The 23497-nt window shown below is 49.6% G+C and carries 26 protein-coding genes, 1 tRNA gene and 1 pseudogene; 14 read left to right on the top strand and 14 right to left on the bottom strand.

The genetic code is table 11. The features are described from left to right. Positions 1-93: 93 nt before the first annotated feature. A tRNA-Ser gene (locus tag CJP72_RS09255) sits at positions 94-181 on the bottom strand. Between the two features lie 235 nt (positions 182-416). On the opposite strand from CJP72_RS09255, the gene ghrA reads away from it, so the two are divergent. The 4 genes and pseudogenes from ghrA (at position 417) to CJP72_RS09235 (ending at position 3351) form a co-directional block, all read left to right on the top strand. Beyond that, positions 417-1355 carry a glyoxylate/hydroxypyruvate reductase GhrA gene (gene ghrA / locus CJP72_RS09250; protein ID WP_162380578.1) on the top strand — a complete coding sequence of 313 codons (939 nt, stop codon included), beginning with the start codon at positions 417-419 and terminating at the stop codon, positions 1353-1355. A gap of 86 nt (positions 1356-1441) precedes the next feature. Beyond that, a complete protein-coding gene (locus tag CJP72_RS09245) occupies positions 1442-2179 on the top strand; it encodes a phosphatase (protein ID WP_162380577.1) in 738 nt (245 codons plus the stop codon). A 23-nt stretch (positions 2180-2202) separates the two neighbouring features. Then, a complete protein-coding gene (locus CJP72_RS09240) occupies positions 2203-2757 on the top strand; it encodes a TorD/DmsD family molecular chaperone (RefSeq protein ID WP_162380576.1) in 555 nt (184 codons plus the stop codon). Positions 2758-2858: 101 nt separating this feature from the next. Beyond that, a pseudogene (locus CJP72_RS09235) lies at positions 2859-3351 on the top strand (DUF1097 domain-containing protein). Positions 3352-3384: 33 nt separating this feature from the next. Here the strand turns inward: CJP72_RS09235 and csgG are convergent. The 4 genes from csgG to csgD are packed head-to-tail and all read right to left on the bottom strand — an operon-like array spanning position 3385 to position 5732. Then, complete coding sequence (csgG, locus tag CJP72_RS09230; protein ID WP_162380574.1) at positions 3385-4218, bottom strand: curli production assembly/transport protein CsgG; 834 nt, start codon at positions 4216-4218, stop codon at positions 3385-3387. Positions 4219-4244: 26 nt separating this feature from the next. Then, positions 4245-4661 (bottom strand): curli production assembly/transport protein CsgF, encoded by a 417-nt coding sequence (csgF, locus tag CJP72_RS09225; RefSeq protein WP_162380573.1) that lies wholly within the window; start codon positions 4659-4661, stop codon positions 4245-4247. A 26-nt stretch (positions 4662-4687) separates the two neighbouring features. Further along, positions 4688-5077 (bottom strand): curli production assembly/transport protein CsgE, encoded by a 390-nt coding sequence (csgE, locus tag CJP72_RS09220; RefSeq protein ID WP_162380572.1) that lies wholly within the window; start codon positions 5075-5077, stop codon positions 4688-4690. Positions 5078-5081: 4 nt separating this feature from the next. Beyond that, positions 5082-5732, bottom strand: coding sequence for a biofilm master transcriptional regulator CsgD (gene csgD, locus CJP72_RS09215; RefSeq protein ID WP_162380571.1), 651 nt, complete (start codon positions 5730-5732; stop codon positions 5082-5084). A gap of 763 nt (positions 5733-6495) precedes the next feature. On the opposite strand from csgD, the gene csgB reads away from it, so the two are divergent. The 6 genes from csgB to CJP72_RS09185 all read left to right on the top strand — a co-directional run bounded on the left by csgB (position 6496) and on the right by CJP72_RS09185 (position 10380). Further along, positions 6496-6951 carry a curli minor subunit CsgB gene (gene csgB, locus CJP72_RS09210; protein ID WP_162380570.1) on the top strand — a complete coding sequence of 152 codons (456 nt, stop codon included), beginning with the start codon at positions 6496-6498 and terminating at the stop codon, positions 6949-6951. 41 nt (positions 6952-6992) lie between these two features. Beyond that, positions 6993-7451: a curli major subunit CsgA gene (gene csgA, locus CJP72_RS09205; protein ID WP_162380569.1), complete on the top strand. Its 459-nt coding sequence runs from the start codon at positions 6993-6995 to the stop codon at positions 7449-7451. A gap of 60 nt (positions 7452-7511) precedes the next feature. Beyond that, positions 7512-7844, top strand: a complete 333-nt coding sequence (gene csgC / locus CJP72_RS09200) for a curli assembly chaperone CsgC (RefSeq protein WP_162380568.1) — start codon at positions 7512-7514, stop codon at positions 7842-7844. A 147-nt stretch (positions 7845-7991) separates the two neighbouring features. Then, positions 7992-8315 carry a type 1 fimbrial protein gene (locus tag CJP72_RS09195; RefSeq protein ID WP_162380567.1) on the top strand — a complete coding sequence of 108 codons (324 nt, stop codon included), beginning with the start codon at positions 7992-7994 and terminating at the stop codon, positions 8313-8315. Between the two features lie 99 nt (positions 8316-8414). After that, positions 8415-8957: an O-acetyl-ADP-ribose deacetylase gene (gene ymdB / locus CJP72_RS09190; RefSeq protein WP_162380566.1), complete on the top strand. Its 543-nt coding sequence runs from the start codon at positions 8415-8417 to the stop codon at positions 8955-8957. Next, positions 8941-10380, top strand: a complete 1440-nt coding sequence (locus CJP72_RS09185) for a phospholipase D family protein (RefSeq protein WP_342212291.1) — start codon at positions 8941-8943, stop codon at positions 10378-10380. The genes ymdB and CJP72_RS09185 overlap by 17 nt, the downstream gene beginning before the upstream one ends. A 10-nt stretch (positions 10381-10390) precedes the next feature. Here the strand turns inward: CJP72_RS09185 and mdoC are convergent, their stop codons facing one another. Next, positions 10391-11551, bottom strand: coding sequence for a glucans biosynthesis protein MdoC (mdoC, locus tag CJP72_RS09180; RefSeq protein ID WP_162380564.1), 1161 nt, complete (start codon positions 11549-11551; stop codon positions 10391-10393). A 272-nt stretch (positions 11552-11823) separates the two neighbouring features. On the opposite strand from mdoC, the gene mdoG reads away from it, so the two are divergent. From mdoG to CJP72_RS09165, 3 genes are all read left to right on the top strand, one after another. Next, positions 11824-13359: a glucans biosynthesis protein MdoG gene (mdoG, locus tag CJP72_RS09175; protein WP_162380580.1), complete on the top strand. Its 1536-nt coding sequence runs from the start codon at positions 11824-11826 to the stop codon at positions 13357-13359. After that, positions 13352-15880, top strand: coding sequence for a glucans biosynthesis glucosyltransferase MdoH (mdoH, locus tag CJP72_RS09170; RefSeq protein ID WP_162380563.1), 2529 nt, complete (start codon positions 13352-13354; stop codon positions 15878-15880). Before mdoG ends, mdoH begins: the two co-directional genes overlap by 8 nt. Positions 15881-15953: 73 nt before the next feature. Continuing rightward, positions 15954-16181 (top strand): YceK/YidQ family lipoprotein, encoded by a 228-nt coding sequence (locus CJP72_RS09165; protein WP_162380562.1) that lies wholly within the window; start codon positions 15954-15956, stop codon positions 16179-16181. On the opposite strand, the gene CJP72_RS09160 is transcribed toward CJP72_RS09165, so the two are convergent. From CJP72_RS09160 to CJP72_RS09150, 3 genes are all read right to left on the bottom strand, one after another. Further along, positions 16182-16553 carry a MysB family protein gene (locus CJP72_RS09160; protein ID WP_162380561.1) on the bottom strand — a complete coding sequence of 124 codons (372 nt, stop codon included), beginning with the start codon at positions 16551-16553 and terminating at the stop codon, positions 16182-16184. Between the two features lie 118 nt (positions 16554-16671). Next, positions 16672-17877, bottom strand: coding sequence for a multidrug efflux MFS transporter MdtG (gene mdtG / locus CJP72_RS09155; protein WP_162380560.1), 1206 nt, complete (start codon positions 17875-17877; stop codon positions 16672-16674). A gap of 147 nt (positions 17878-18024) precedes the next feature. After that, a complete protein-coding gene (locus CJP72_RS09150) occupies positions 18025-18945 on the bottom strand; it encodes a Kdo(2)-lipid IV(A) acyltransferase (RefSeq protein ID WP_162380559.1) in 921 nt (306 codons plus the stop codon). Between the two features lie 219 nt (positions 18946-19164). On the opposite strand from CJP72_RS09150, the gene trhO reads away from it, so the two are divergent. Beyond that, positions 19165-20217, top strand: coding sequence for an oxygen-dependent tRNA uridine(34) hydroxylase TrhO (gene trhO / locus CJP72_RS09145; protein WP_162380558.1), 1053 nt, complete (start codon positions 19165-19167; stop codon positions 20215-20217). A gap of 50 nt (positions 20218-20267) precedes the next feature. On the opposite strand, the gene CJP72_RS09140 is transcribed toward trhO, so the two are convergent. The 5 genes from CJP72_RS09140 to bssS form a co-directional block, all read right to left on the bottom strand. Further along, a complete protein-coding gene (locus CJP72_RS09140) occupies positions 20268-20843 on the bottom strand; it encodes a YceI family protein (RefSeq protein WP_162380557.1) in 576 nt (191 codons plus the stop codon). Further along, on the bottom strand, positions 20840-21412 hold the full coding sequence (locus tag CJP72_RS09135) for a cytochrome b (protein ID WP_162380556.1): 573 nt from the start codon (positions 21410-21412) through the stop codon (positions 20840-20842). The genes CJP72_RS09140 and CJP72_RS09135 overlap by 4 nt, the downstream gene beginning before the upstream one ends. A 252-nt stretch (positions 21413-21664) precedes the next feature. Further along, positions 21665-21778, bottom strand: coding sequence for a YceO family protein (locus tag CJP72_RS09130; RefSeq protein ID WP_162380555.1), 114 nt, complete (start codon positions 21776-21778; stop codon positions 21665-21667). Between the two features lie 51 nt (positions 21779-21829). Then, positions 21830-22948 carry an N-methyl-L-tryptophan oxidase gene (gene solA / locus CJP72_RS09125; protein WP_162380554.1) on the bottom strand — a complete coding sequence of 373 codons (1119 nt, stop codon included), beginning with the start codon at positions 22946-22948 and terminating at the stop codon, positions 21830-21832. A 113-nt stretch (positions 22949-23061) separates the two neighbouring features. After that, positions 23062-23316: a biofilm formation regulator BssS gene (gene bssS / locus CJP72_RS09120; protein ID WP_162380579.1), complete on the bottom strand. Its 255-nt coding sequence runs from the start codon at positions 23314-23316 to the stop codon at positions 23062-23064. Positions 23317-23497 lie beyond the last annotated feature (181 nt).

Raw genomic sequence — 23497 nt, 5'->3', positions numbered from 1 at the left:
TCCGGATTTAGGTCAGGAACGTGTCAACGCTATTCAGGATGGGTCAGAGGATAAAAAAAAGCCCGTACTTTCGTACGAGCTCTTTCTCGAATATGGCGGTGAGGGGGGGATTCGAACCCCCGATACGTTGCCGTATACACACTTTCCAGGCGTGCTCCTTCAGCCACTCGGACACCTCACCATATTGTTGTTCCTGTGTTGCTGGAACGGGCGCTAATGTAAGGAAATACGCCTTATACGTCAATCAACTTTTCTAAAAAATCGTGCGTTTACACAAACTTCAAGCAACATGGGGGGGAATTAAGCAGAAACTGCTTTTTTTGCCAGCAGGCTTAAATTTGTTATGCTGATGATCCCTATGAAAATGATGATGATAAGTGCGAATAGATTGCGCATAACAACACGCAGGAGACAGTATGGAGATAATTTTCTATCACCCGACATTTGACACGCCGTGGTGGCTGAACGCGTTGGCAAAAGCGATTCCAGGGGCTAATGTTCGCGAATGGAAAACGGGTGATAACGGACACGCGGATTATGCGCTTGTATGGCATCCTCCAGTGGAAATGCTGGCAGGCCGGAAGTTAAAAGCCGTCTTCGCACTGGGCGCCGGGGTTGATTCTATTCTGAGTAAGCTTAAAGCGCATCCAGAAATGCTGGCGCCGTCCATTCCGTTGTTCCGCCTGGAAGATACAGGAATGGGGTTGCAGATGCAGGAATATGCTGTGAGCCAGGTATTGCATTGGTTCCGTCGTTTTGATGACTATCAGGCACAGAAGAATGAGTCCGTGTGGAGGCCACTGCCGGAGTATTCGCGTGAGGAATTTACCGTCGGCATCATGGGGGCTGGCGTGTTAGGCGCGAAAGTTGCCGAAAGTCTACAGGCGTGGGGATTCCCACTTCGTTGCTGGAGTCGTAGCCACAAGTCCTGGCCTGGGGTGGAAAGTTTCGCTGGTGAGGAAGAACTTTCTGCGTTTTTGAGTCAAACCCGGGTTCTGATTAATTTGCTGCCAAATACTGTAGAGACGGTAGGGATTATTCATACCGGACTATTGGCGCAGCTGCAGGATGGGGCGTACGTGCTTAACCTGGCACGCGGCGTTCACTTAAATGAAGACGATCTGCTGGCGGCACTGGAGAGTGGAAAACTTAAAGGGGCAATGCTTGATGTGTTCAGCCGCGAACCCTTACCGAAAGAGAGTCCGCTCTGGAAACACCCTCGCGTGGCGATGACGCCACATATTGCGGCGGTGACCCGACCGGCCGAAGCGGTGGAATATATTTCCCGCACCATTTTGCATCTGGAAAACGGAGAACCCGTTACAGGGCAAGTCGATCGCCAGCGAGGCTACTGATGCAAACCCGGTTAGCGCCGGGTTTCGACTAAAAAACGGCGGCGATTCCTGCTATCCTTGACATAAAATGAATACAGGAGAAAGTGATGTATCCCGTTGACCTGCATATGCACACCGTCGCCAGCACCCATGCCTACAGTACTCTGAGTGACTATATCGCGGAAGCCAAACGCAAAGGTATCAAGTTGTTCGCTATTACGGATCATGGGCCGGATATGGCTGATGCTCCGCATCACTGGCACTTTATTAATATGCGCATCTGGCCGCGTTTGGTTGATGGGGTAGGTATCTTGCGGGGCATTGAAGCCAACATTAAAAATATTGAAGGTGACATTGACTGTACTGGACCAATGCTCACATCCCTGGATTTGATCATCGCCGGGTTCCATGAGCCGGTTTTTGCACCACATGATAAAGAGACCAACACCCAGGCGATGATTGCCACTATGGCCAGTGGCCATGTGCATATGATTAGCCACCCGGGGAACCCCAAATATCCTGTTGATATTACGGCGATCGCTCAGGCCGCGGCTAAATATCAGGTCGCGTTGGAAATCAACAACTCCTCCTTCTTACATTCGCGTAAAGGCAGTGAAGAGAATTGCCGCGCCGTGGCCGCGGCTGTACGTGATGCCGGGGGCTGGGTGGCATTAGGATCTGACTCTCATACGGCGTTCACTTTAGGGGAATTTGCCGAGTGCCGGAAGATTCTCGACGAAGTGAATTTCCCGGAGGAGCGGATCCTCAACGTTTCGCCAAAACGTTTGCTGACATTCCTGGAGTCGCGTGGCATGGAGCCTATCCCGGAATTTGCTGAACTTTAATTGTTAATAACTGGAATACATAAATGAACGAGTTTTCTATCCTGTGTCGCGTGCTGGGATCGCTTTATTACCGCCAACCACAGGACCCTTTACTGGTTCCGCTATTTACGCTGATTCGTGAAGGTAAATTGTCGGCCAGTTGGCCGCTGGAACAAGATGATTTGTTGGCCCGGTTACAGAAAAGCTGTGATATGGCGCAACTGGCGGCTGATTATAATGCCTTGTTCGTCGGTGATGAGTGCGCTGTGCCGCCTTATCGTAGTGCATGGGTAGAAGGCGCTGCTGAGTCTGAGGTGCGGGCATTCCTTTCTGCGCGCGGTATGCCTCTGGCGGATACGCCGGCCGATCATCTTGGTACGTTGCTGTTGGCCGCATCATGGCTGGAAGACCAGTCAGCGGAAGATGAAAGTGAAGCGCTGGAAACCTTGTTCGTTGAATATCTGCTCCCCTGGTACGGAACATTTTTGGGTAAAGTAGAAGCGCATGCGACGACCCCGTTCTGGCGTACGATGGCACCACTGACGCGTGATGCGATCAGCGCAATGTGGGACGAATTGCAGGAAGACGTTGAAGAATAAATGTGATTTATATCACTATTATTTGCAAGTTGAGTTATCTCCTTGCATAAATTGTGTGCGCGGTCGCATTCATATGCGGTTTTTCTGCTATGATGCGGCCCATGAACATACTTCTCTCCATTGCAATTACAACGGGCATTCTCTCCGGTATCTGGGGATGGGTGGCCGTGTCTCTTGGCTTGCTCAGTTGGGCCGGTTTTCTGGGGTGTACAGCCTATTTTGCTTGCCCTCAGGGCGGCCTGAAAGGGCTGGCGATGTCGGCATGTACGCTATTAAGCGGCATGGTATGGGCGCTGGTGATCATTCATGGTAGTGCGCTTGCGCCACACCTTGAGATTGTCAGCTATATCATGACCGGAATTGTCGCGTTTCTGATGTGCATTCAGGCTAAGCAATTGCTGCTTTCCTTTGTTCCGGGGACCTTTATCGGGGCATGTGCGACGTTCGCAGGGCAGGGGGACTGGCGATTGGTCTTGCCTTCGCTCGCCCTGGGGTTGGTTTTTGGCTATGCGATGAAAAACAGCGGACTCTGGCTGGCTTCCCGCCGGGAGCGGGGCGCATCGCAAGCGGTACCCAGCAAATAAAAAAGCGTGAGGACATCCTCACGCTTTTTTTTAGCTTTGAGTATCAGGATTCCGGAGGAACTGACAGGTGGCGATATTTCACCAGAATGTCGTTCTGACTTTCTGACTTATTCTGCAGATCCCACAGACCGCGATCGATACCGTCATTAATCAGGAAGATAACACCGGTTTCAATAGCAGACATCAGACAGAGCATGACCGGTTCGTTAGAGGTGTAGCCAATTTCACCTTCCAACAGACGTTGATAATCGATGAAGCGGAAAACCCCCGCCTGAACTTCATAAGACAGTATGGTCTTGCTGGTGTTTACAGAAGAGAGGATCTCACCGGTACTGACGTTAACAACGCGCAGGTTTACGGCAATTTGATCAAGCTGGTACTGCGTGTCCGCACCAATACCAAAGTACCGGGCGCCCACACCACCTGATTTCACATTGCTTTCGTAGCCGATGATCGACCCTTCCACCATGATATTAGCCGCAGTCAGAGATTGCAGCGGTATACGGTTATTGATGGCAACAGTGCCATTTTCTTGCGCTGCGCGAATGATTTTACGTTCGTTCAGCAGGTTTTGCAGCCCCTGACGTTCCAGTGGGACGAACCAACGAGAATCTTTTAGCGCAGTCACCAGCATGGCAGTTGCACTCTGTGGCACGGCGGTTGAGAAGTTACTTGCAGGATAAGGTTTAAATTGGCCAGTTTCATCCTGGATATTGTAAACCGAGACAAAAATCTTACCTGTTGGCATAGGTAAATGCGTCAAGTCTTTATAACTTTGCGCACGGGGCATTAATGTCGGTTTAGCGGCTTCTTTAGGCGGGGCGGTTAAGCATCCGCTCAGTAAGCATACGGCAACCAAAATCAGTAAGCGCTGCATGATTATTGTCCTTTCGTGGCTGATGCTTAAAAATCGGTTGAATTTGTTTGTAAACCTGACACCTGAATGGTGGAGACTTTACCTGTTTTTCTGTCTGTGACATTCAGCTGCAGTTGACCATCCGTATTGGATATATCAACAATGAAATCACTGGTTACCATCCTGCCGGGTTTCCCGGTATTAATATTGGTGAGTAAACCACCCAATATTTGTGACTGAATCGCCTGAGTGAAGTTATCCAATGCGGATGGTGTTTCAACCCCAAAATCATCATCGAAACTGGGGTCTTTATAGGAGTTTTGCGCCTGAGCACTATTTAATAAAAATGCGCCATTATTCGGGTTTCCGCCAAAGTTGGGGTTGCGGAACTGGAATGTCATATTGCCAGCCCAACTGAGCGGCGAAATAATCATGAGTAGAACTACTGCATGTTTGACACGCATGGCAGCCTCCGGACAAAGAATATATATTAGAATTCATCACGCGCTAAATCACCGGTGCCTAATAGCGTTTGGTCTATTTGCCGGCGATTTAATGCTTCCTCAGTTTGTGCTAATGCGAAGACGACTGTTTGTTCGAAGTCTCGTTTCGTCGGGAATAAAAATGTCTGGAAGATAACATCCTGGTTGACGGTTATGGTGATCCAGCTTCCCCAACGCGCACTTGGTCTTTCATTTATAGTTAAGTTGCCAGTGTATTCACTTTCCCACTTGTCACTAAAGGCACGGTAAAAATCATGGCCAATAGATGAAACCGTGTGGTCAGTTAACAACCCGGGAATCTCAACTTCAACTGCCTGTAGATTCCCGGAGGCAAAGAGCAATTCAGCCGCTACAATCCAGGTCAGATAGCGTTTCATGGCTTTACCGCCTGAGGTTATCGTTTGCCCACGAAACCGCTTGTGTTCGGTTTTTGACAGCTATCTTCTTGAAAAGATTATAAAGGTGCGTCTTCACCGTATTTTCACTGATAAACAGCGAACGAGCGATTTCAATATTTGACGCGCCGATACGCAGCTTATTAAGGATCTCTTTTTCGCGATGAGTGAGAAGCGCAGACTCTGTGCTGTTGTAGCGATAGTTTCCTGAGTGTGTTATCAGGTAACTGGCCAACTTCTGCGAAAAGTAGCATTCACCTCGCAAGACCCCTTGCAATCCATTTACAACACGCTCTTCATCTTCAGCTGCGTAAAACACGCCATTGATATGAGGCCAGTTTTCAATATCCCTGTACGGATAATCGTCGGGAGTATTCAACAACAATGTTTTTATATTGTTGTTTTTCCGGCTTAAGTTGTCTTGCCAGTAATGGATTAGCTTTTTATCTGCTTCCATCATATCCAGTAAAACAATACAACTGGCAGATATATCGTCCAGAGAACGTTGAATATTATGCAGTTTTCCGGTTAACGCCAGAGATTGTTTTAAGTGTTGCAATAAAGCCGTAGCTTGCAGGGACGGTTTAGTGATCAACAATAATGTATGACCATGAATACTATGGACTTCATTAAACATGATGAAACCCCACTTTTTTTTAGTCGCACATCTGACAGTTGCCCCTACTAAAATAGAGACACCAGAAGTACTGACAGATGTTGCACTGCTGTTTGTAGAAATAAATCAGCCCTAATGGGCAAAATATAAAACTAATGGACTACATCTGATTTCAATCTAGTCATTACAAACCTTAAAGCAAGTGTTAAACTTGTAACTAAATGTAAAAATATATATTAATATGTTAAGCATAAGGTTTTTTTAAGATTAGATTTGATAAGAAAGTTGTACATTTTGCCGTTATTGCATAGATTTAAAAAATCATACAAATTATATTAAAATGTTGATTTTTAAATATTTTTATAATTTTAATTTAATGCTTTCTTCCTTTTTTATTTCAAAACTTCTGTCCATAGTTCCAGTGATCATTTTTAAGTGCAAAAAAACGCGACTTGTAACGACTCGTGCTGCCAGGGGGGCTTCCTCGCCACTGAACCCCATTAAAATGTACAGAGAGCGGCCTTTTCTCTCTGCGCATAGAAATGCAATTTACCTTACTAAGAAAAAATAAAAATGACGGAAATAACAGCGGGATTAGTGGTTAATTAGCACTTTGGTGTGAACCAGAATATCAAAATACCACTCGCGGGTGAGTTATTTAAAATGTTTCCACAGACATACTCTTCATCGTAACGCGTCGTTAACAAAAAACGCATCGCGTTAACAATAAATTTGACAAGTTTTTTAATTTATCTTCATGTACGACCAGGTCCAGGGTGACAACATGAAAAACAAATTGTTATTTATGATGTTAACAGTACTGGGTGCGCCTGGGATTGCAGCCGCGACAAGTTATGATATGGCAACGTCAGAATATAACTTTGCGGTAAATGAATTAAGCAAGTCTTCATTTAATCAGGCAGCCATTATTGGTCAAGTTGGCACGAATAATAGTGCAAATGTTCGCCAGGACGGCGCAAAACAGTTGTCCGTCGTTTCACAAGAAGGTGGAAATAACCGGGCGAAGGTTGACCAATCAGGAGCTTATAACCTTGCGTACATTGATCAGAAGGGTAACTCTAATGATGCAAGTATTTCGCAAGGTTCATATGGTAATACAGCGATGATTATCCAGAAAGGCTCTGGAAATAAAGCAAATATTACTCAGTATGGTACGCAAAAAACAGCAGTTGTGGTGCAGAGACAGTCGCAAATGGCTATTCGCGTTATTCAACGTTAATACTTTTAGCGACGTTTAAATCAATCCGATGGGGGTTTACCATGAAACTTTTCAAAGTGGCAGCTATTGCAGCAATCGTAGTTTCTGGCAGTGCTCTGGCTGGTGTTGTTCCGCAATTTGGCGGCGGCGGTAATGGTGGCTGGCCAGGACATGGCAATAACGGCCCGGATTCACATTTGAGCATTTACCAGTACGGTGGTGGTAACTCAGCTGTCGCCTTGCAATCTGATGCTAAAGACTCTAGCCTGACAATTACTCAACACGGCGGCGGAAACGGTGCAGATGTTGGTCAGGGTTCTGATGACAGCTCTATCGAGCTGCTGCAAAAAGGCTTTGGCAACAGCGCGACTCTTGACCAGTGGAATGGCAAAGACTCCACTATGTCTGTTACACAGTTCGGTGGTGGTAACGGCGCGCTGGTGGATCAAACTGCTTCAGGTTCGGATGTGACCATCAAACAGGTTGGCTTTGGCAACAATGCGTCAGCCTATCAGTACTAATACAGAATCTGTATTATAAAAAAACAGGGCGTAGGCCCTGTTTTTTTTCGGGAGGACATTATGCATACGTTATTACTCCTTGCTGCGCTGACCAATCAAATTACCTTCAATACGACCCAGCAGGGTGAAATGTATACCATCATCCCTCAGGTTACGCTGACGCAACCTTGTATGTGCCAGGTACAAATAGTCTCTTTGCGAGAGGGTGTTTCGGGGCAAAGCCGCACACAGCAGAAAAAAACGCTTTCTTTACCCGCTAATCAACCGGTTGATTTGACAAAACTGACTTTAAATATTTCAGCGGGAGACTCCGTTAAAATAGTTGTCACGGTTTCGGACGGACAGACGCTGCATTTATCACAAGAATGGCCATCCTCCGCGACATCATCATAATCCTTTGATTTATTAATGATGTGGCGGAGGAGAAATTGTTGTTCTATGAATATAAAGAGGTGTCCACACGATTAACGTGAACTGTCATCTCCGCGGTAAAGGAAAACACCGAACCTCAAGGATGATTTATCATTGAGGAGCGCTATCATGTTTTCACCCTGGCCCCGTTATTTTCTGACGACGAGCATGGCTGCTCTTATCCTTTTCTCTGCCCCGACCGTGGCTCAGCAGGAAGTACAAGGTGGCATTATTCATTTTCGCGGCGAAATCGTTGAATCACCTTGTGACGTCTCCTCCAGCCAGCAGCAGGTTTCCATGTCTTGCGCGCATAATGGTACGATGCAAACCAATCAGTTTACCTTTCAGCAGGTTTCGACAGTGCCTCAACAGGTTCAGCAGGTCGCCAACGTGAAAATGCATTATCTTAATGCGCAAAAAAACATGGCGATTTTGAGTATTGAGTATAAATAGACCGCTGAAACGACAACAGAGCAAACTGCCATTAAAAAGCGCGATTTCATTGAAAACCCTGCTGTACACTTAGAGGATAGGCTCAGGCAAGGGGGATTTATGAAATCGCGTGTTCATGTTCTACACGGTGACATTACGCATGTGGCTGTAGATGTGATCGTTAATGCCGCAAACTCTTCACTATTGGGGGGCGGGGGCGTTGATGGCGCCATTCATCGTGCGGCAGGACCGGCACTGCTCGAAGCGTGCAAAAAAGTGAGGCAGCAGATGGGGGAGTGTCCCGCGGGGCATGCCGTTATCACTGTAGCGGGCGATCTCCCGGCCAAAGCGGTGATCCACGCAGTAGGCCCAGTCTGGCAGGGTGGGGAGCACCGTGAAGCGGAACTGCTGGGAGATGCATATCTGAATAGCCTGCAACTGGCGCTGGCCAACGGTTACAGCTCCATTGCTTTTCCTGCTATTAGCACCGGCGCTTATGGGTATCCGCGTGCAGCGGCTGCCGAAATCGCCGTGAAAACGGTGTTGGAATTTCTCGTCCGTCGCGCCTTGCCTGATCAGGTGTACTTCGTTTGTTATGATGAAGAAAATGCTCACTTGTATTCACGCTTGCTGACTCAACAGGGCGATGAGGATACCTTCTGAGATGACGCGCCTTGAACGCGCGGTCGCGCCTCTTTGTTCAAGCCATCCTGGCGAGTGTGGGATTCTTGCGTTAAGTGATGGCCTGGATGCCTTCGCCGCCCGTTATCGGTTAACTGAAATGGCAGAGCGCACCCTGGATGTGCAGTATTACATTTGGGAAAACGACATGTCCGGGCGTTTGCTGTTTTCCGTGTTGTTGGCAGCGGCAAAACGGGGGGTCCATGTTCGTCTGCTGTTAGACGATAACAACACCCCAGGCCTGGACAATACGCTCCAGTTGCTGGATAACCATCCTAATATTGAAGTCCGCTTGTTTAATCCATTCTCGTTTCGAACCTTGCGTATACTGGGTTATTTAACCGATTTCGCGCGGTTGAACCGCCGTATGCACAACAAAAGCTATACGGCAGATGGGGTCATAACGCTGGTCGGCGGGCGAAACATTGGTGATGCCTATTTCGGTGCAGGAGAGGAACCGCTGTTTTCTGATCTTGATGTGATGGCCGTCGGTCCGGTGGTTAAAGAGGTGGCCGATGATTTTGAGCGTTACTGGCATTGCGGATCCGTTTCTACCCTGCAGGAGGTGCTGGAACTGCCCAAACGCGAGCATCCTCACCATATCGACTTTCCGGACTCCTGGTATAACGACGATATGACTCGCCGATACTTAAATACGCTGGAGACCAGCCAGTTTATGTCTCACCTTGATGGCGGTTCGCTGCCTTTGATTTGGGCGAAAACCCGCCTTCTTAGCGATGATCCGTCAAAAGGCGAAGGGAAAGCACAGCGTCATTCGCTGCTGCCGCAACGATTGTTTGATGTCATGGGATCCCCGTCAAAGCGAATCGATATTATTTCAGCCTATTTTGTACCGACCCGTGCCGGTGTTATTCAACTGCTGAAACTGGTCAGAAAAGGCGTCAGGATAGCGATTCTGACCAATTCGCTGGCGGCGAATGATGTGGCAGTCGTCCATGCAGGTTATGCGCGCTGGCGCAAAAAATTACTTCGCTACGGGATTGAGTTATATGAACTGAAACCGACCAACACCCGTGGCGTAATGCTTCACGATCGTGGATTAACAGGAAACTCTGGCTCCAGCCTGCATGCAAAAACCTTCAGCATTGATGGTAATAAAGTGTTTATCGGCTCGCTTAATTTTGATCCTCGCTCGACGTTGTTGAATACCGAAATGGGCTTTGTGATAGAAAGTGAGACGCTGGCGTCGCTTATTCATGAGCGTTTTATACAACGGCAGCGTGATTCAGCCTGGCAGTTGCGCCTGGACAGATGGGGGCGCATCAATTGGATCGATCGCCAGCAGAGTGAAGAGGTGGTCCTGAAAAAAGAACCCGCTACAGGATTCTGGAAGCGGGTTCAGGTGCGACTGGCGTCATTATTACCGATTGAATGGCTGCTCTAACGGGTAAACCTTAATTAGCCACCGCATCGTTTTTATCGCGTTTAACCGGCGGTTTGCCAGAAAACAAAAATTTCAACAACGGTACGCGTAAATGGATTTCATACAGAATTAACGCAATACCAATGACAAATATCAGACCGCATAAAAAACCGAGCAGGTTAGATGAAATATGCGGGGTGATATAGGCCCCAAAAAACAGTGTTAAGGGGTGGTGTACCAGGTAGATAAAGAGCGAAGCATTCACAAAATAGGTGACGCGAGCAGACTGAAAATTCAGCAAACGATGCCCCAAAGAAAAGACCACATTCACCATCCACAGCCCCATCACCATGGTAATCACATACTCCGTTTCATACATCCAGGCATCGCCGTTGCCGTAATGCTGGTTCAACAGATAGGCCGCAAAGGCAAGGCCTGCGGCCAGAGTGCATCCACGTGAAGGTGTCGTGAAGAGCGCTTTCAAATGAGGAGAGATAAACGCCAGCGCGCCCAGCATGAAAAAGGGCACGTAAAACAAGGTTTGCATGACGATGAAATTGAACAGACCGTCACTGAGAATGGGGGGATATAGAATAAAAATAGTGCGTCTGATGACCGCGTAACCCACTCCAAGTAAGAAAAAGATGAAGGTCAGTTTCGGCATGGAAATATGCGTCATCAACGAGTTTTCAGCGGCGGCCAGACGTTTTTTAATTTGGGTAAATACCCACATACTCAGCGTCGTTAATACCACCAGCACCAGCAAAAACCAGAGATGAGAAATTAATTCCCAGGCCAGCGCATTGTATTTACCGTAAGTCGAGAGGGTATGCCAGCTCTCCGCCTTTCCTTTGACATATTGCAACATAATAAATTGTGGCAATGTGAGGAGCACAATTGCGGTCAACATGGGAATGCCCACGCGTTCTACGCGGACCTTCCACCAGCGTTTTAAGGGATAACGCAGGAATAACATGTATGAAAAATAACCTGAGATAACAAAAAAGACCTGCATGCGAAACGCATGGACAAAGTCATTAAAGAGTGTAAGCCACCATGACGGCTCCGCACTGTTCACATGCCATGTATGACCTGAATATATCAATGAGATATGAAAAGGGATCCCCAACAACATCAGCCAGGCACGGATGGAGTCAAGAAAGTATTCACGTTGCGGGGGTACTGGATTCATAGATGGGCACGCATTCTCAGACTTTTCGCCTTATCCCGAAGACGAATAATGGTTACATTCGAAGGCAACCCTACACCAAGTCCGACAACCTGTCTCCAGGATAAGCACTGAAAATGAAAATGGGCGTATGAACCTGCTTAATCCATGAGCCAGCGCGCTGAACGATGGCTCGATTCAGTTGTCGGAATGCCTGATTATCCATTAAAATGGATCGGATCGATATAAGCACACAAAGGGGGAAGTGCTTACTTATTATGAAACATAAACTACAAATGATGAAAATGCGTTGGTTGAGTGCGGCCGTCATGTTAACGCTGTACACGTCGTCGAGTTGGGCGTTCAGTATTGATGATGTGGCGAAGCAAGCTCAATCCTTAGCCGGTAAAGGCTATGAAGCGCCAAAAAGTAACTTGCCCTCCGTTTTCCGCGACATGAAGTATGCGGATTATCAGCAGATCCAGTTTAATCACGACAAAGCCTACTGGAGCAATCTCAAAACCCCATTCAAGCTCGAGTTCTACCACCAGGGTATGTACTTCGACACACCGGTCAAGATCAACGAAGTGACCGCCACTGCGGTAAAACGAATTAAATATAGCCCAGATTATTTTAATTTTGGCGAAGTGCAGCACGACAAAGACACTGTGAAGGATCTCGGATTTGCCGGGTTCAAGGTGCTGTACCCGATCAACAGCAAAGATAAAAACGATGAAATCGTCAGCATGCTCGGCGCCAGCTATTTTCGTGTGATTGGTGCCGGTCAGGTTTATGGTCTGTCTGCTCGTGGCCTGGCGATCGATACCGCTCTGCCTTCTGGTGAAGAGTTTCCCCGCTTCCGGGAGTTTTGGATCGAACGTCCAAAACAGACCGATAAACGTCTGACTATTTATGCATTGCTGGATTCTCCGCGTGCAACAGGGGCGTATCGCTTTGTGATTATGCCTGGGCGTGACACCGTGGTGGATGTGCAGTCTAAAGTCTATCTGCGCGACAAAGTGGGAAAACTGGGCGTTGCGCCATTGACCAGTATGTTCTTGTTTGGACCTAACCAGCCGTCTCCGGCAACGAATTATCGTCCAGAACTTCACGACTCTAACGGTTTGTCTATCCACGCCGGTAATGGTGAGTGGATTTGGCGTCCGCTGAATAACCCGAAACATCTCGCGGTGAGCAGCTTTGCCATGGAAAACCCGCAAGGGTTCGGCCTGTTGCAGCGTGGCCGTCAGTTCTCGCGTTTTGAAGATTTAAACGATCGCTACGACCTGCGTCCAAGCGCGTGGATCACCCCGAAAGGCGATTGGGGCAAAGGGAAAATCGAACTGGTTGAAATTCCGACCAATGACGAAACCAACGATAACATCGTGGCTTACTGGACGCCGGATCAATTGCCAGAAGCAGGCAAAGAGATGAACTTCAAGTACACCCTGACGTTCAGCCGTGACGAAGACAAACTTCACGCGCCGGATAACGCCTGGGTGCAGCAGACTCGTCGTTCAACCGGCGATGTGAAGCAATCTAACCTTATTCGACAGCCTGACGGCACTATCGCGTTTGTCGTGGATTTTGCGGGTACAGACATGAAAAAACTGCCGCAGGATACCCCGGTGACCGCACAAACCAGTATTGGCGATAACGGTGAAATCGTTGACAGCAGCGTACGCTACAATCCTGTTACCAAAGGATGGCGTCTAATGCTGCGCGTGAAAGTGAAAGATGCGAAGCAACCCACTGAAATGCGCGCTGCATTGGTCAATGCCGATCAGCCGCTGAGCGAAACCTGGAGCTACCAGTTACCTGCCAATGAATAAGACTACTGAGTATATTGACGCGCTGCCGCTTTCCGATATTGAGAAAGCGGCGCTGCCGAAAACTGAGATCCGCGCCGTGCACGAGGCGCTGGATGCTGAGCATCGTACTTACCCCCGAGAAGACGATTCGCCTCAGGGATCGGTTAAAGCGCGCCTGGAGCAGGCCTGGCCGGAGTCGCTGGCTGAAGGGCAACTGATTAAGGATGATGAAGGACGCGACCAGTTGCAGGCGATGCCGAAAGCGACGCGTTCTTCAATGTTTCCCGATCCCTGGCGCACCAACCCTGTGGGACGCTTTTGGGACCGTTTACGTGGCCGGGACGTTACGCCGCGTTATCTTTCCCGCCTGACGAAAGAAGAGCAGGAAAGCGAACAAAAATGGCGTACCGTCGGCACGATCCGCCGCTACACGCTCTTACTGCTGACGCTGGCGCAAACAGTAGTCGCCACCTGGTATATGAAGACCATTCTTCCTTATCAGGGGTGGGCGTTGATCAACCCTTCCGACATGATTGGGCAAGATCTGCTGGTCTCCTTTATGCAGTTGTTGCCGTACATCCTGCAAACCGGGATCCTCATTCTGTTTGCTGTGTTGTTCTGCTGGGTCTCAGCGGGATTCTGGACAGCGTTGATGGGGTTCCTGCAACTGCTCATTGGTCGTGACAAATACAGTATTTCGGCGTCAACGGTAGGGGACGAGCCCCTTAACCCTGAGCACCGTACTGCGTTGATCATGCCTATTTGCAACGAAGACGTCGACCGTGTATTCGCAGGTCTGCGTGCCACGTGGGAGTCGGTTAAAGCCACCGGCAATGCGGCGCATTTTGATGTCTATATTCTCAGCGATAGCTACAATCCGGACATCTGCGTGGCAGAGCAAAAAGCGTGGATGGAACTGATTGCAGAAGTACAGGGCGAAGGGCAGATCTTCTACCGTCGTCGTCGTCGTCGTGTTAAGCGTAAAAGCGGAAACATCGATGATTTCTGTCGCCGTTGGGGCAACCAGTACAGCTATATGGTGGTGCTGGATGCTGACTCGGTGATGACCGGTGAGTGTCTGACTGGTCTGGTACGGTTGATGGAAGCGAACCCGAATGCCGGGATTATCCAGTCTTCGCCGAAGGCCTCCGGAATGGATACCCTGTATGCGCGCTGCCAGCAGTTTGCGACCCGTGTATATGGACCGTTGTTTACCGCCGGGCTGCACTTCTGGCAGTTGGGCGAGTCGCATTACTGGGGTCATAACGCTATTATCCGCGTGAAACCGTTTATCGAACATTGCGCGCTGGCGCCGTTGCCGGGTGAAGGTTCGTTTGCGGGCTCAATCCTCTCTCACGACTTCGTGGAAGCGGCGTTGATGCGTCGTGCAGGGTGGGGCGTCTGGATTGCCTACGACCTGCCGGGCTCCTATGAAGAACTCCCGCCAAACCTGCTGGATGAACTTAAGCGCGACCGTCGCTGGTGTCACGGTAACCTGATGAACTTCCGCCTGTTTTTGGTTAAAGGGATGCATCCGGTTCACCGTGCGGTATTCCTGACAGGGGTGATGTCTTATCTGTCTGCACCGCTGTGGTTTATGTTCCTTGCACTTTCAACCGCGTTGCAGGTGGTACACGCATTGACGGAGCCGCAATACTTCCTGCAGCCGCGTCAGTTGTTCCCGGTCTGGCCGCAGTGGCGTCCTGAGCTGGCCATTGCGCTTTTTGCCTCCACCATGGTGCTGTTATTCCTGCCGAAACTGCTGAGTATTTTGCTCATCTGGTGCAAAGGGACAAAAGAGTACGGTGGCTTTGTGCGCGTGACGGTGTCGCTGTTGCTGGAGGTCTTATTCTCCGTGCTGTTGGCGCCGGTACGTATGTTGTTCCATACGGTGTTTGTCGTGAGCGCATTCCTCGGTTGGGAAGTGGTCTGGAACTCGCCGCAGCGTGATGACGATTCCACCCCGTGGGGCGAAGCCTTCATGCGTCATGGTTCTCAGCTGCTGCTGGGCCTGGTGTGGGCTGTCGGTATGGCCTGGCTGGATTTACGTTTTCTGTTCTGGCTGGCGCCAATCGTCTTCTCGCTGATCCTGTCACCGTTTGTTTCGGTGATCTCGAGTCGTTCAACGGTAGGTCTGCGCACCAAGCGCTGGAAGCTGTTCCTGATCCCGGAAGAGTACTCGCCGCCGCAGGTGCTGGTGGATACCGATAAATATCTGTCGATGAACCGTAACCGTTCACTGGACGATGGGTTCATGCATGCCGTGTTCAATCCATCATTTAATGCGCTGGCGACGGCAATGGCAACGGCGCGTCACCGTGCGAGCCAGGTGCTGGAGATCGCGCGTGACCGTCATGTGGAACAGGCGCTGAACGAAACCCCAGAGAAACTGAATCGCGACCGCCGTCTGGTGCTGTTGAGCGATCCGGTGACAATGGCGCGTTTACACTACCGCGTCTGGAATTCACCTGAGCGATATTCGTCATGGGTGAATTACTATCAGGGAATTACCCTGAATCCGCAGGCGCTCAGAAAGAAGTAAAGGTAACCAGATGAAAATACCGGCCTGGCGCCGGTATTTTTTTTGACTCAATAGACGATTGATAAGGTATCCGGTGCGAACACTGGCAGTCAGTATTATGGTGCTGTTACTCAGCGGTTGCGGCAGCATTATTAGCAGAACCATTCCCGGTCAGGGTCATGGTAACCAATACTATCCCGGTGTGCAGTGGGATGTTCGGGATTCGGCATGGCGTTATGTCACCATTCTCGATCTGCCCTTTTCACTGGTGTTTGATACGCTGTTGCTACCGCTGGATATCCACCACGGTCCCTATGAGTAACTAGCGCTCATCCCATTCATCGGCAGCGGTTTGTCCCTCTTCGGTATCAAGTGGCGGTTCAAGCTGGAACTCGCCTTCATCCCATTCATGAAGGGTGTTTTCTTCCTGCCACTCTTGTCGAATCTCAATCTCATCATAATCGCCGTCAAAGACACTTTGCGCCGCTTCGCCGCTTAGCATGGGCAGACATTCACCTTCTTCACCTTCGTCGGCAAAAAATTCGACTTGCCACATGATGTCGCCATCTTGCAGGACGTATTTTTGCACGTTGAACTGTTGAACATTCGCTTCATCTTGCTCAAGGCCAGTGTCAGCCAGAAATTCTTCACGGGCTGCGTCGATGGCTTCTTCCAGCGTGGCATACATGGTCATCAGTGTCTCCCTTTGATTTAACGGGGTATTCAGGAAAATAATAGCTGATTCTTTGGTTTTGCAAGTATGAATGCGCAAAAATCATTCAGATGCCTGAGCTGCGGCGTGCCCCTGAAACTTACCGGCGTCGCTGCAGGCTGTTCCAGGAGTAGAGAGCGTTGAACAGCACCACGCCAGCGGTGACACAAAACACAGCGCGGAAACCGTAATTGGCGGAGATAGCGGCGCCCATCAACGGCCCGGTGACATTGCCAATGTCGCGAAATGACTGGTTGTAACTGAAGATCCGACCGGCCACCTGATTCGTCGAGTTATACACCAGCAGCGTCTGGACGGCAGGAAGCAGGGCGCCATCCGCAGCACCCAGTAAGAAGCGCAGAATACCGAGTTGCCAGGGGGTTTGTACAAAGGACATAGGGATCAGCAGTAACACCGAAATCACCAGCGCAACGATCAGGATTTTCTCCGGTCCAATCCGGTCTCCGAGTTTACCGAGTCTGGGGGCGCTGAGTAAGGCCGCGACGCCAGGGACTGAAGCAATCATTCCGCTAATAAATGCAATATTGCTAACATTGCCCGCTAACTCACGGACATACAGTGTAAGGATCGGCGCAATAGAACCGGTGGCAACCTGAATAATCAGGGTGGTGACGAACAGACTCAGCACTAATCGCGGGTTCTTGAGTGAGGTGACGACCTCACGAAGACGGAGCATCTCTTTTTTGCTGACAGGCTGGAATTGTTCGCGAATAAAAAAGAGCGTCAGTAAAAAACAGGAAAACAACACGCTGGCGGTGATGAAAAAAACAGGACGCAGACCGTAATGATCCGCCAGCAGTCCGCCCGCCAGTGGGCCGAGCAATGCACCGCTGACACCCCCGGTAGAGAGCGTACCCAGTGCCCAGCCGCTCTTATTTCGGGGAACCTGGGTTGCGATCAGCGCGTTAGCGTTGGGGATGAACCCACCCAGCAGACCCAACAAGGCACGCAGGATGAGAAACTGCCAGATATTCTGCGCCAACCCCATGAATACCATCACGATCGCCATACCTAACGCGGAACGCAGCAGCATGATTTTACGACCTTTACGATCCGCCAACCCGCCCCAGAAGGGGGAGGCAATGGCTGAAAACAAAAAGGTAATACTGAACACCAGACCTGACCACAGGTTAAGAGCGCTATGGCCCGTCACGCCAAGTTGTTCGACGTAAAGCGGCAAAAATGGCATGACCAGGCTAAATGCGGCCCCGGTTAAAAAACAGCCCAGCCAGGCAACGGTGAGATTGCGTCTCCAGTTTATGGGAACATCATCAGAGGGTGACATAGCTTTCCACTGTGCGAGGCGCGGTGGCGCGTGGGTGAATAAAATAAGCGCGCTAATTATGCGCCTGCATCATGGGCACTGCAATGGACGGGCGCTTTTAAAGCTAAAAGGCGAGGTGTGCAGCCCATTCAGGGCTGCACGTGCGGTTTAATAGCGGGAGGGAACACCTTTAGGGCGCGTCTTGAAGCGACGATGTAGCCACATATACTGCTCGGGCGCCATCATGATGCATTTCTCGACCACTTTGTTCATCCAGGCTGCGGTGGTTTCAGCATCATCCAGCGGCGGGGAACATTCCGGTGGCAACATGATTAGCTGATAACCCGTGCCGTCAGGTTTACGGCGCGGAACAAAAGGCACAAGGCAGGCATTCGACAGACGAGCGAGCATCCAGGTGCCGGATGTTGTCGCGGCTTGCTCTACCGCAAAAAAGGGAACAAATACGCTGGAGCGCGGGCCGTAGTCATGATCCGGTGCATACCAGACGACTTCCCCTTTTTTCAGCGCTTTGATCATGCCTTTCAGGTCTTTACGATCGAGCATGGATTTATTGGAACGCAGACGTCCCCAGGTTTGCAACCAGTCCAGCAGCGGGTTGTCGTTTGGGCGATAGACGCCAATACCAGGCTCTTGTAGGCCAAACATACGAGCACCGATCTCCAGTGTCAGAAAATGCATGCCGACCAGCAAGATCCCGCGTTTTTGTGCCTGAACTTCGTGAATATGCTCCATACCGATCACTTCAGTCCAGCGGGACATACGACGGTCTGACCAAAACCAGGCCATGCCTGTTTCCATCAATCCCATACCCACGGACTCAAAATTTTTGACCACCATCTGGTGGCGCTCTTGCTCGCTCATGTGCGGAAAGCAAAGTTCCAGATTACGGTAAGCCACCCTGGTGCGTTGCTTCATAAATCGTAGAGCCAGATGACCTAACCCGCAGCCCAGCTTGTGGATAATCGGGTAGGGCAGTTGTACAACCAACCAAAGTGCGCCTATACCCAGCCAGGTTAACCAATAACGTGGATGGAGTAATGCCGCTGAGAATTTGGGTAAATTCGTCATGTCTATCCTGTCTATAAACGAACAATTCCCTGTATTGTTGCATTTTTTCGCGCGTAGCAAAAATTTGCGGCTATGGGATGGTGATAAAAACGGCAATTGTTGTAGTTTTTTAAATGCGAAGCATGAAATGTAGCGCAAAATGTGTGGATGTAAATTGGCTGGCTTTGCTTTATGATGCCGCCCGATTTTCATTTTTATTAATCGCAGGATACGTACACCATGCCAGTGTTACACAACCGCATATCGAACGATGCGCTCAAAGCCAGAATGCTGGCTGAGACAGAGCCGCGTACAACGATCTCCTTCTACAAATATTTCACTATCGCACAACCGCAAAGTACGCGTGATGCGATGTACCAGATGTTCACGGCGTTGAATGTTTTCGGACGTGTTTATTTGGCTCATGAAGGTATTAACGCGCAAATCAGCGTTCCGCAAAGTCACGTGGATACCTTCCGTGAACAACTTTACGCGTTTGATCCCGCACTTGCCGGCCTGCGTCTTAACATTGCTCTGGATGATGACGGTAAATCATTCTGGGTACTGCGTATGAAAGTGCGTGATCGGATTGTGGCCGACGGTATTGAGGATGAAAACTTTGATGCCAGCGACGTAGGAGACTATCTGAAGGCGGCTGAAGTGAACGCCATGCTGGACGATCCCGATGCGGTCTTCATCGACATGCGTAACCACTACGAATATGAAGTGGGCCATTTTGAGAACGCGCTGGAAATCCCTGCCGATACTTTCCGCGAGCAGTTACCCAAAGCGGTCGAAATGATGCAGGAGCACAAAGACAAAAAGATCGTCATGTATTGCACCGGCGGCATTCGCTGCGAAAAAGCCAGCGCCTGGATGAAACACAACGGTTTTAGCAAGGTTTGGCATATTGAAGGCGGCATTATTGAATATGCGCGTCGGGCGCGTGAACAGGGGCTTCCGGTTCGCTTTATCGGGAAGAATTTTGTTTTTGACGAGCGTATGGGAGAGCGAATCTCTGAAAAGGTGATTGCCCATTGCCACCAGTGCGGCGTGCTGTGTGACAGTCATACCAATTGCCGAAACGACGGCTGCCATCTGTTGTTTATTCAGTGTCCCGCCTGTGCCGAGAAATACCAGGGCTGTTGTAGCGATCTCTGCTGTGAAGAGAGCGCGTTACCGGAAGAAGAACAGCGTCGGCGGCGAGCGGGTCGTGAAAACGGCAATAAAATCTTCAATAAATCACGCGGGCGTCTGAACACAAAACTGGGCATTCCTGATCCAGCCGAGTAACGTTCAGCCGGATAACGGGGCAAATACGTTATCCGGCATTTCTCAACCGGTTACTTCTGCTGAACGCCTTCGACTGAGATTATCAAATCGACTTCCTGCGAAGCCGGGCCGAGATCGGTGGTGATGTTGAAGTCCTTCAGCTTAATTTTGCCTTCCGCTTCAAAGCCTGCGCGTTTTCCACCCCAGGGATCATCGCCCTGGCCTATCAGCTTCGCTTCCAGCGTTACCGGTTTGGTCACGCCGTTGAGCGTCAGGTTGCCGGTGATATCCAGCTCATCCCCGTCTTTTTTCACACTGGTGGAGCTGAAGGTTGCCTGTGGGAATTTTGCGACATTCAGGAAGTCGGCGCTGCGCAAGTGCTTGTCACGTTCGGCGTGGTGAGTATCAACGCTATTGGTGTTAATCGTCACATTGACTTTATCCGCCGCCGGATTTTTTTCATCAAAGGTGAATGTCCCGTCGAAATCTTTAAAAGAGCCGTATAACCAGCTGTAACCCAGATGCTGGATGCGGAAGTTGACGAAGGCATGCTGTCCCTCTTTATCAATCTTATAGTCTGCCGCAATGGCAGAACCGGCGGTGAACAACAAAGAGGCGAGAGTAACTCCCAGCAGGCTTTTTTTCATTTTTGAACTCCATAGTCAGATGACGATTTTCCCAACATGCGATTCAGGGTGTCGTCTTTATCGATGAAATGATGTTTCAGGGCCATCAGCCCGTGTAGCAGTGACAAAATCACAACGCCCCAGGCAAGCCACAGGTGCAGGCTTCCGGCAAGATCGGCCTGTGCGCCGGCATCGGTAAGGGTGGCAGGGATTTCAAACCAGCCAAACACGCTAATCGGTTGACCGTCCGCCGTTGAGATCAGATAACCACTGAAAACGAGGCTAAACAGCAGAGCATATAAGGTGATATGTCCAAGCGCTGCGCCAAGACGTGTCAGGCGCGAGTAACTTTTCAGGGCGGTGGGAGGCGGTGAGATGAACCGCCAGATAACCCTGATGACCAGTCCCATCATCAGCAGGATCCCGATGCTTTTATGCAGTTCCGGCGCCTGATGGTACCAGCCATCGTAATAGCTGAGCGTAACCATCCACAGACCCAATGCGAACATGCCATAGACCACGACAGCTATCAGCCAGTGCAGCGCAGCAGAAATCACACCGTAGCGTTGTGGGGTATTAGTTAATTGCATAAACACACCAATGAATCTTTCAAGTGTGAATGAAAATGGCGTGTTGAGTGGATTATTGCAACCAATAAATAACAATATGAATGATATTTATTTTTGTTTCAAAAAAATTGATTTAACCTGGATTTCAGCATCAGAAGTTTCGAGGAACTGTACAGTCATTCTCATTGTTTATGCAGGTCAGGTGGCTTTTCAGTTATTCAAATTATCTAAACTAAAACTAGAGAAATATCAACTTTTGTCAATAAAACTGGCTTAGAAAAACAGGATATAAATAACGTCCATAATCGCCAACAGCGACCACAAAATAACGTAAAGCATAAAGTGTTCGCGAATATTATTGACCAGATAATGAAAGAGACGAAGCACTGGTTGATACCCCTTAAAAAGAAATGGCCTCTATAGCGAGGCCATGAGTCATTATTTCGTAAAGCGTGAAAACCTAAATGGTGTCAGATCAAAGGCAGACGGTTTATCCTGCGCAAAATCAGCCGCAATCTCTCCCAGCACAGAGGCAAATTTAAAACCATGCCCGCTGAGTCCGGTAATAACCAGCGTATTCTGGTGTGCAGGCAGGGTGTCGATAATAAAATCTTCGTCGGGGGAGTTGTCGTAAGTACAGGAAGCCCCGTGCAGACAGCAGCCAATACCCGGCAGAATGGCGCGCAGGAATGGGAAGGCTTCAGAACCATCGCTGGCGACGGCCGCAAACGGTTTACGTTCCTCCGGAGAGTGAATCAACTGGCCGCCATTATGCTTACCGATTTTCAGCTCGTCATTTTCGGCAGGAAAACCGTAATATTGAGAGCCATCAGGCAATTCGCCGGTAAATGCCGGGAAGTTATTTTTGATGCTATAGCGACCATCCGATTGATACCACGCAAACACTTTTCGCACGGGTTGGATAGGCAGTTCGGGGAGCAGCGACTGAACCCAGGTACCGGCGCTGACCAACGCTTTCTTCGCGTGATATTCCCCATCGGCGGTCACTACCGTCACGCCGTCATCGTGATGATGAATGGCAGAGACAGGGCAATTGAAGAGTTGCGCGCAGCCGGCTTCTTCCGCCAGGCGAACCCAGGTTTTAATGGCTAACTCGCTGCGCAGAAACCCGGAATCTGCCTCAAACAGGCCGATGTAGTTTTCCGGTACACGGATTTCAGGCCAGCGGGCCATCATCGCGGCGGCATCCATCTGCTCGACGTTTAACTGCCACTGTTGTGCGCTGCGGGCCACATTGGCCAGAAAGGTGGAGTCTGAGGGGCCGAAATTAATAACCCCTGAGCGTACAAAGATGGGTTCTTCATTGTGCGTGGACAGTTCGTCCCACAGCGCTTGCGCCCGCAGCACCAGTGGAACGTATTTTTCGCCTTCGCCATAGGCGTGGCGGATTAATCGGGTGTCGCCGTGGTGACTACCCTGCTGATGTGGCGGCATATGCGCATCGGTCATCAACACCTTTAAACCGGCACGAGTGGCGTAATATCCGGCGGCCGCGCCAACGGAACCGCTGCCAATAATGATTAAGTCGTAGTTCATCAGCTTCTCTCTGCTATCGCGATGATTGCAGGGTAAATAACTGACCGGCGTTATTCAACCCGGAAATTAAAAAGGCACCGCGAAGGTGCCTTTGGGAGGAGGTTCTCGTCACGTTAATGACGACGATACTCATTTACCTGGTAATCGCCAGATTCAATTTTGGCGATTCCTGCTTCTAAAATCGAAATAAATTGTCTGGCAACATCAGTGGTTAACCAGAGCGTCTGACCAACTTCAGTTCCATCAGGGTCAGGGCGATTCGGGGTCTGGTAGTGCAAACGCAGCATCAGCGCATCATAGCTATCAACAGTGCTGATGTCCCACCCTACGAGCGGATGGGTCTGAATGACTTCATTATTTTTTTCCATCATGCCCCCTAATACGTGTTACTAGACAACGGTTTTCGAGGTTCAATGCGTGTTTTATCTGAAGCAACTTCAGTATATCAATAAATAAGGGTATTCACTGAAAATTTAAAGAGGGAGCGGCATAAATTTCTGCTTTTTAAGAATGAGCTGAACAATAAAACAGCATGTCGTTAAAGCTTTA

It is taken from the genome of Citrobacter sp. NCU1 (assembly GCF_010231475.1).
Taxonomy (GTDB): domain Bacteria; phylum Pseudomonadota; class Gammaproteobacteria; order Enterobacterales; family Enterobacteriaceae; genus Citrobacter_D.
Note: the sequence above shows the minus strand (reverse complement) of the source record. Positions and strands in the feature narration are given on the sequence as shown.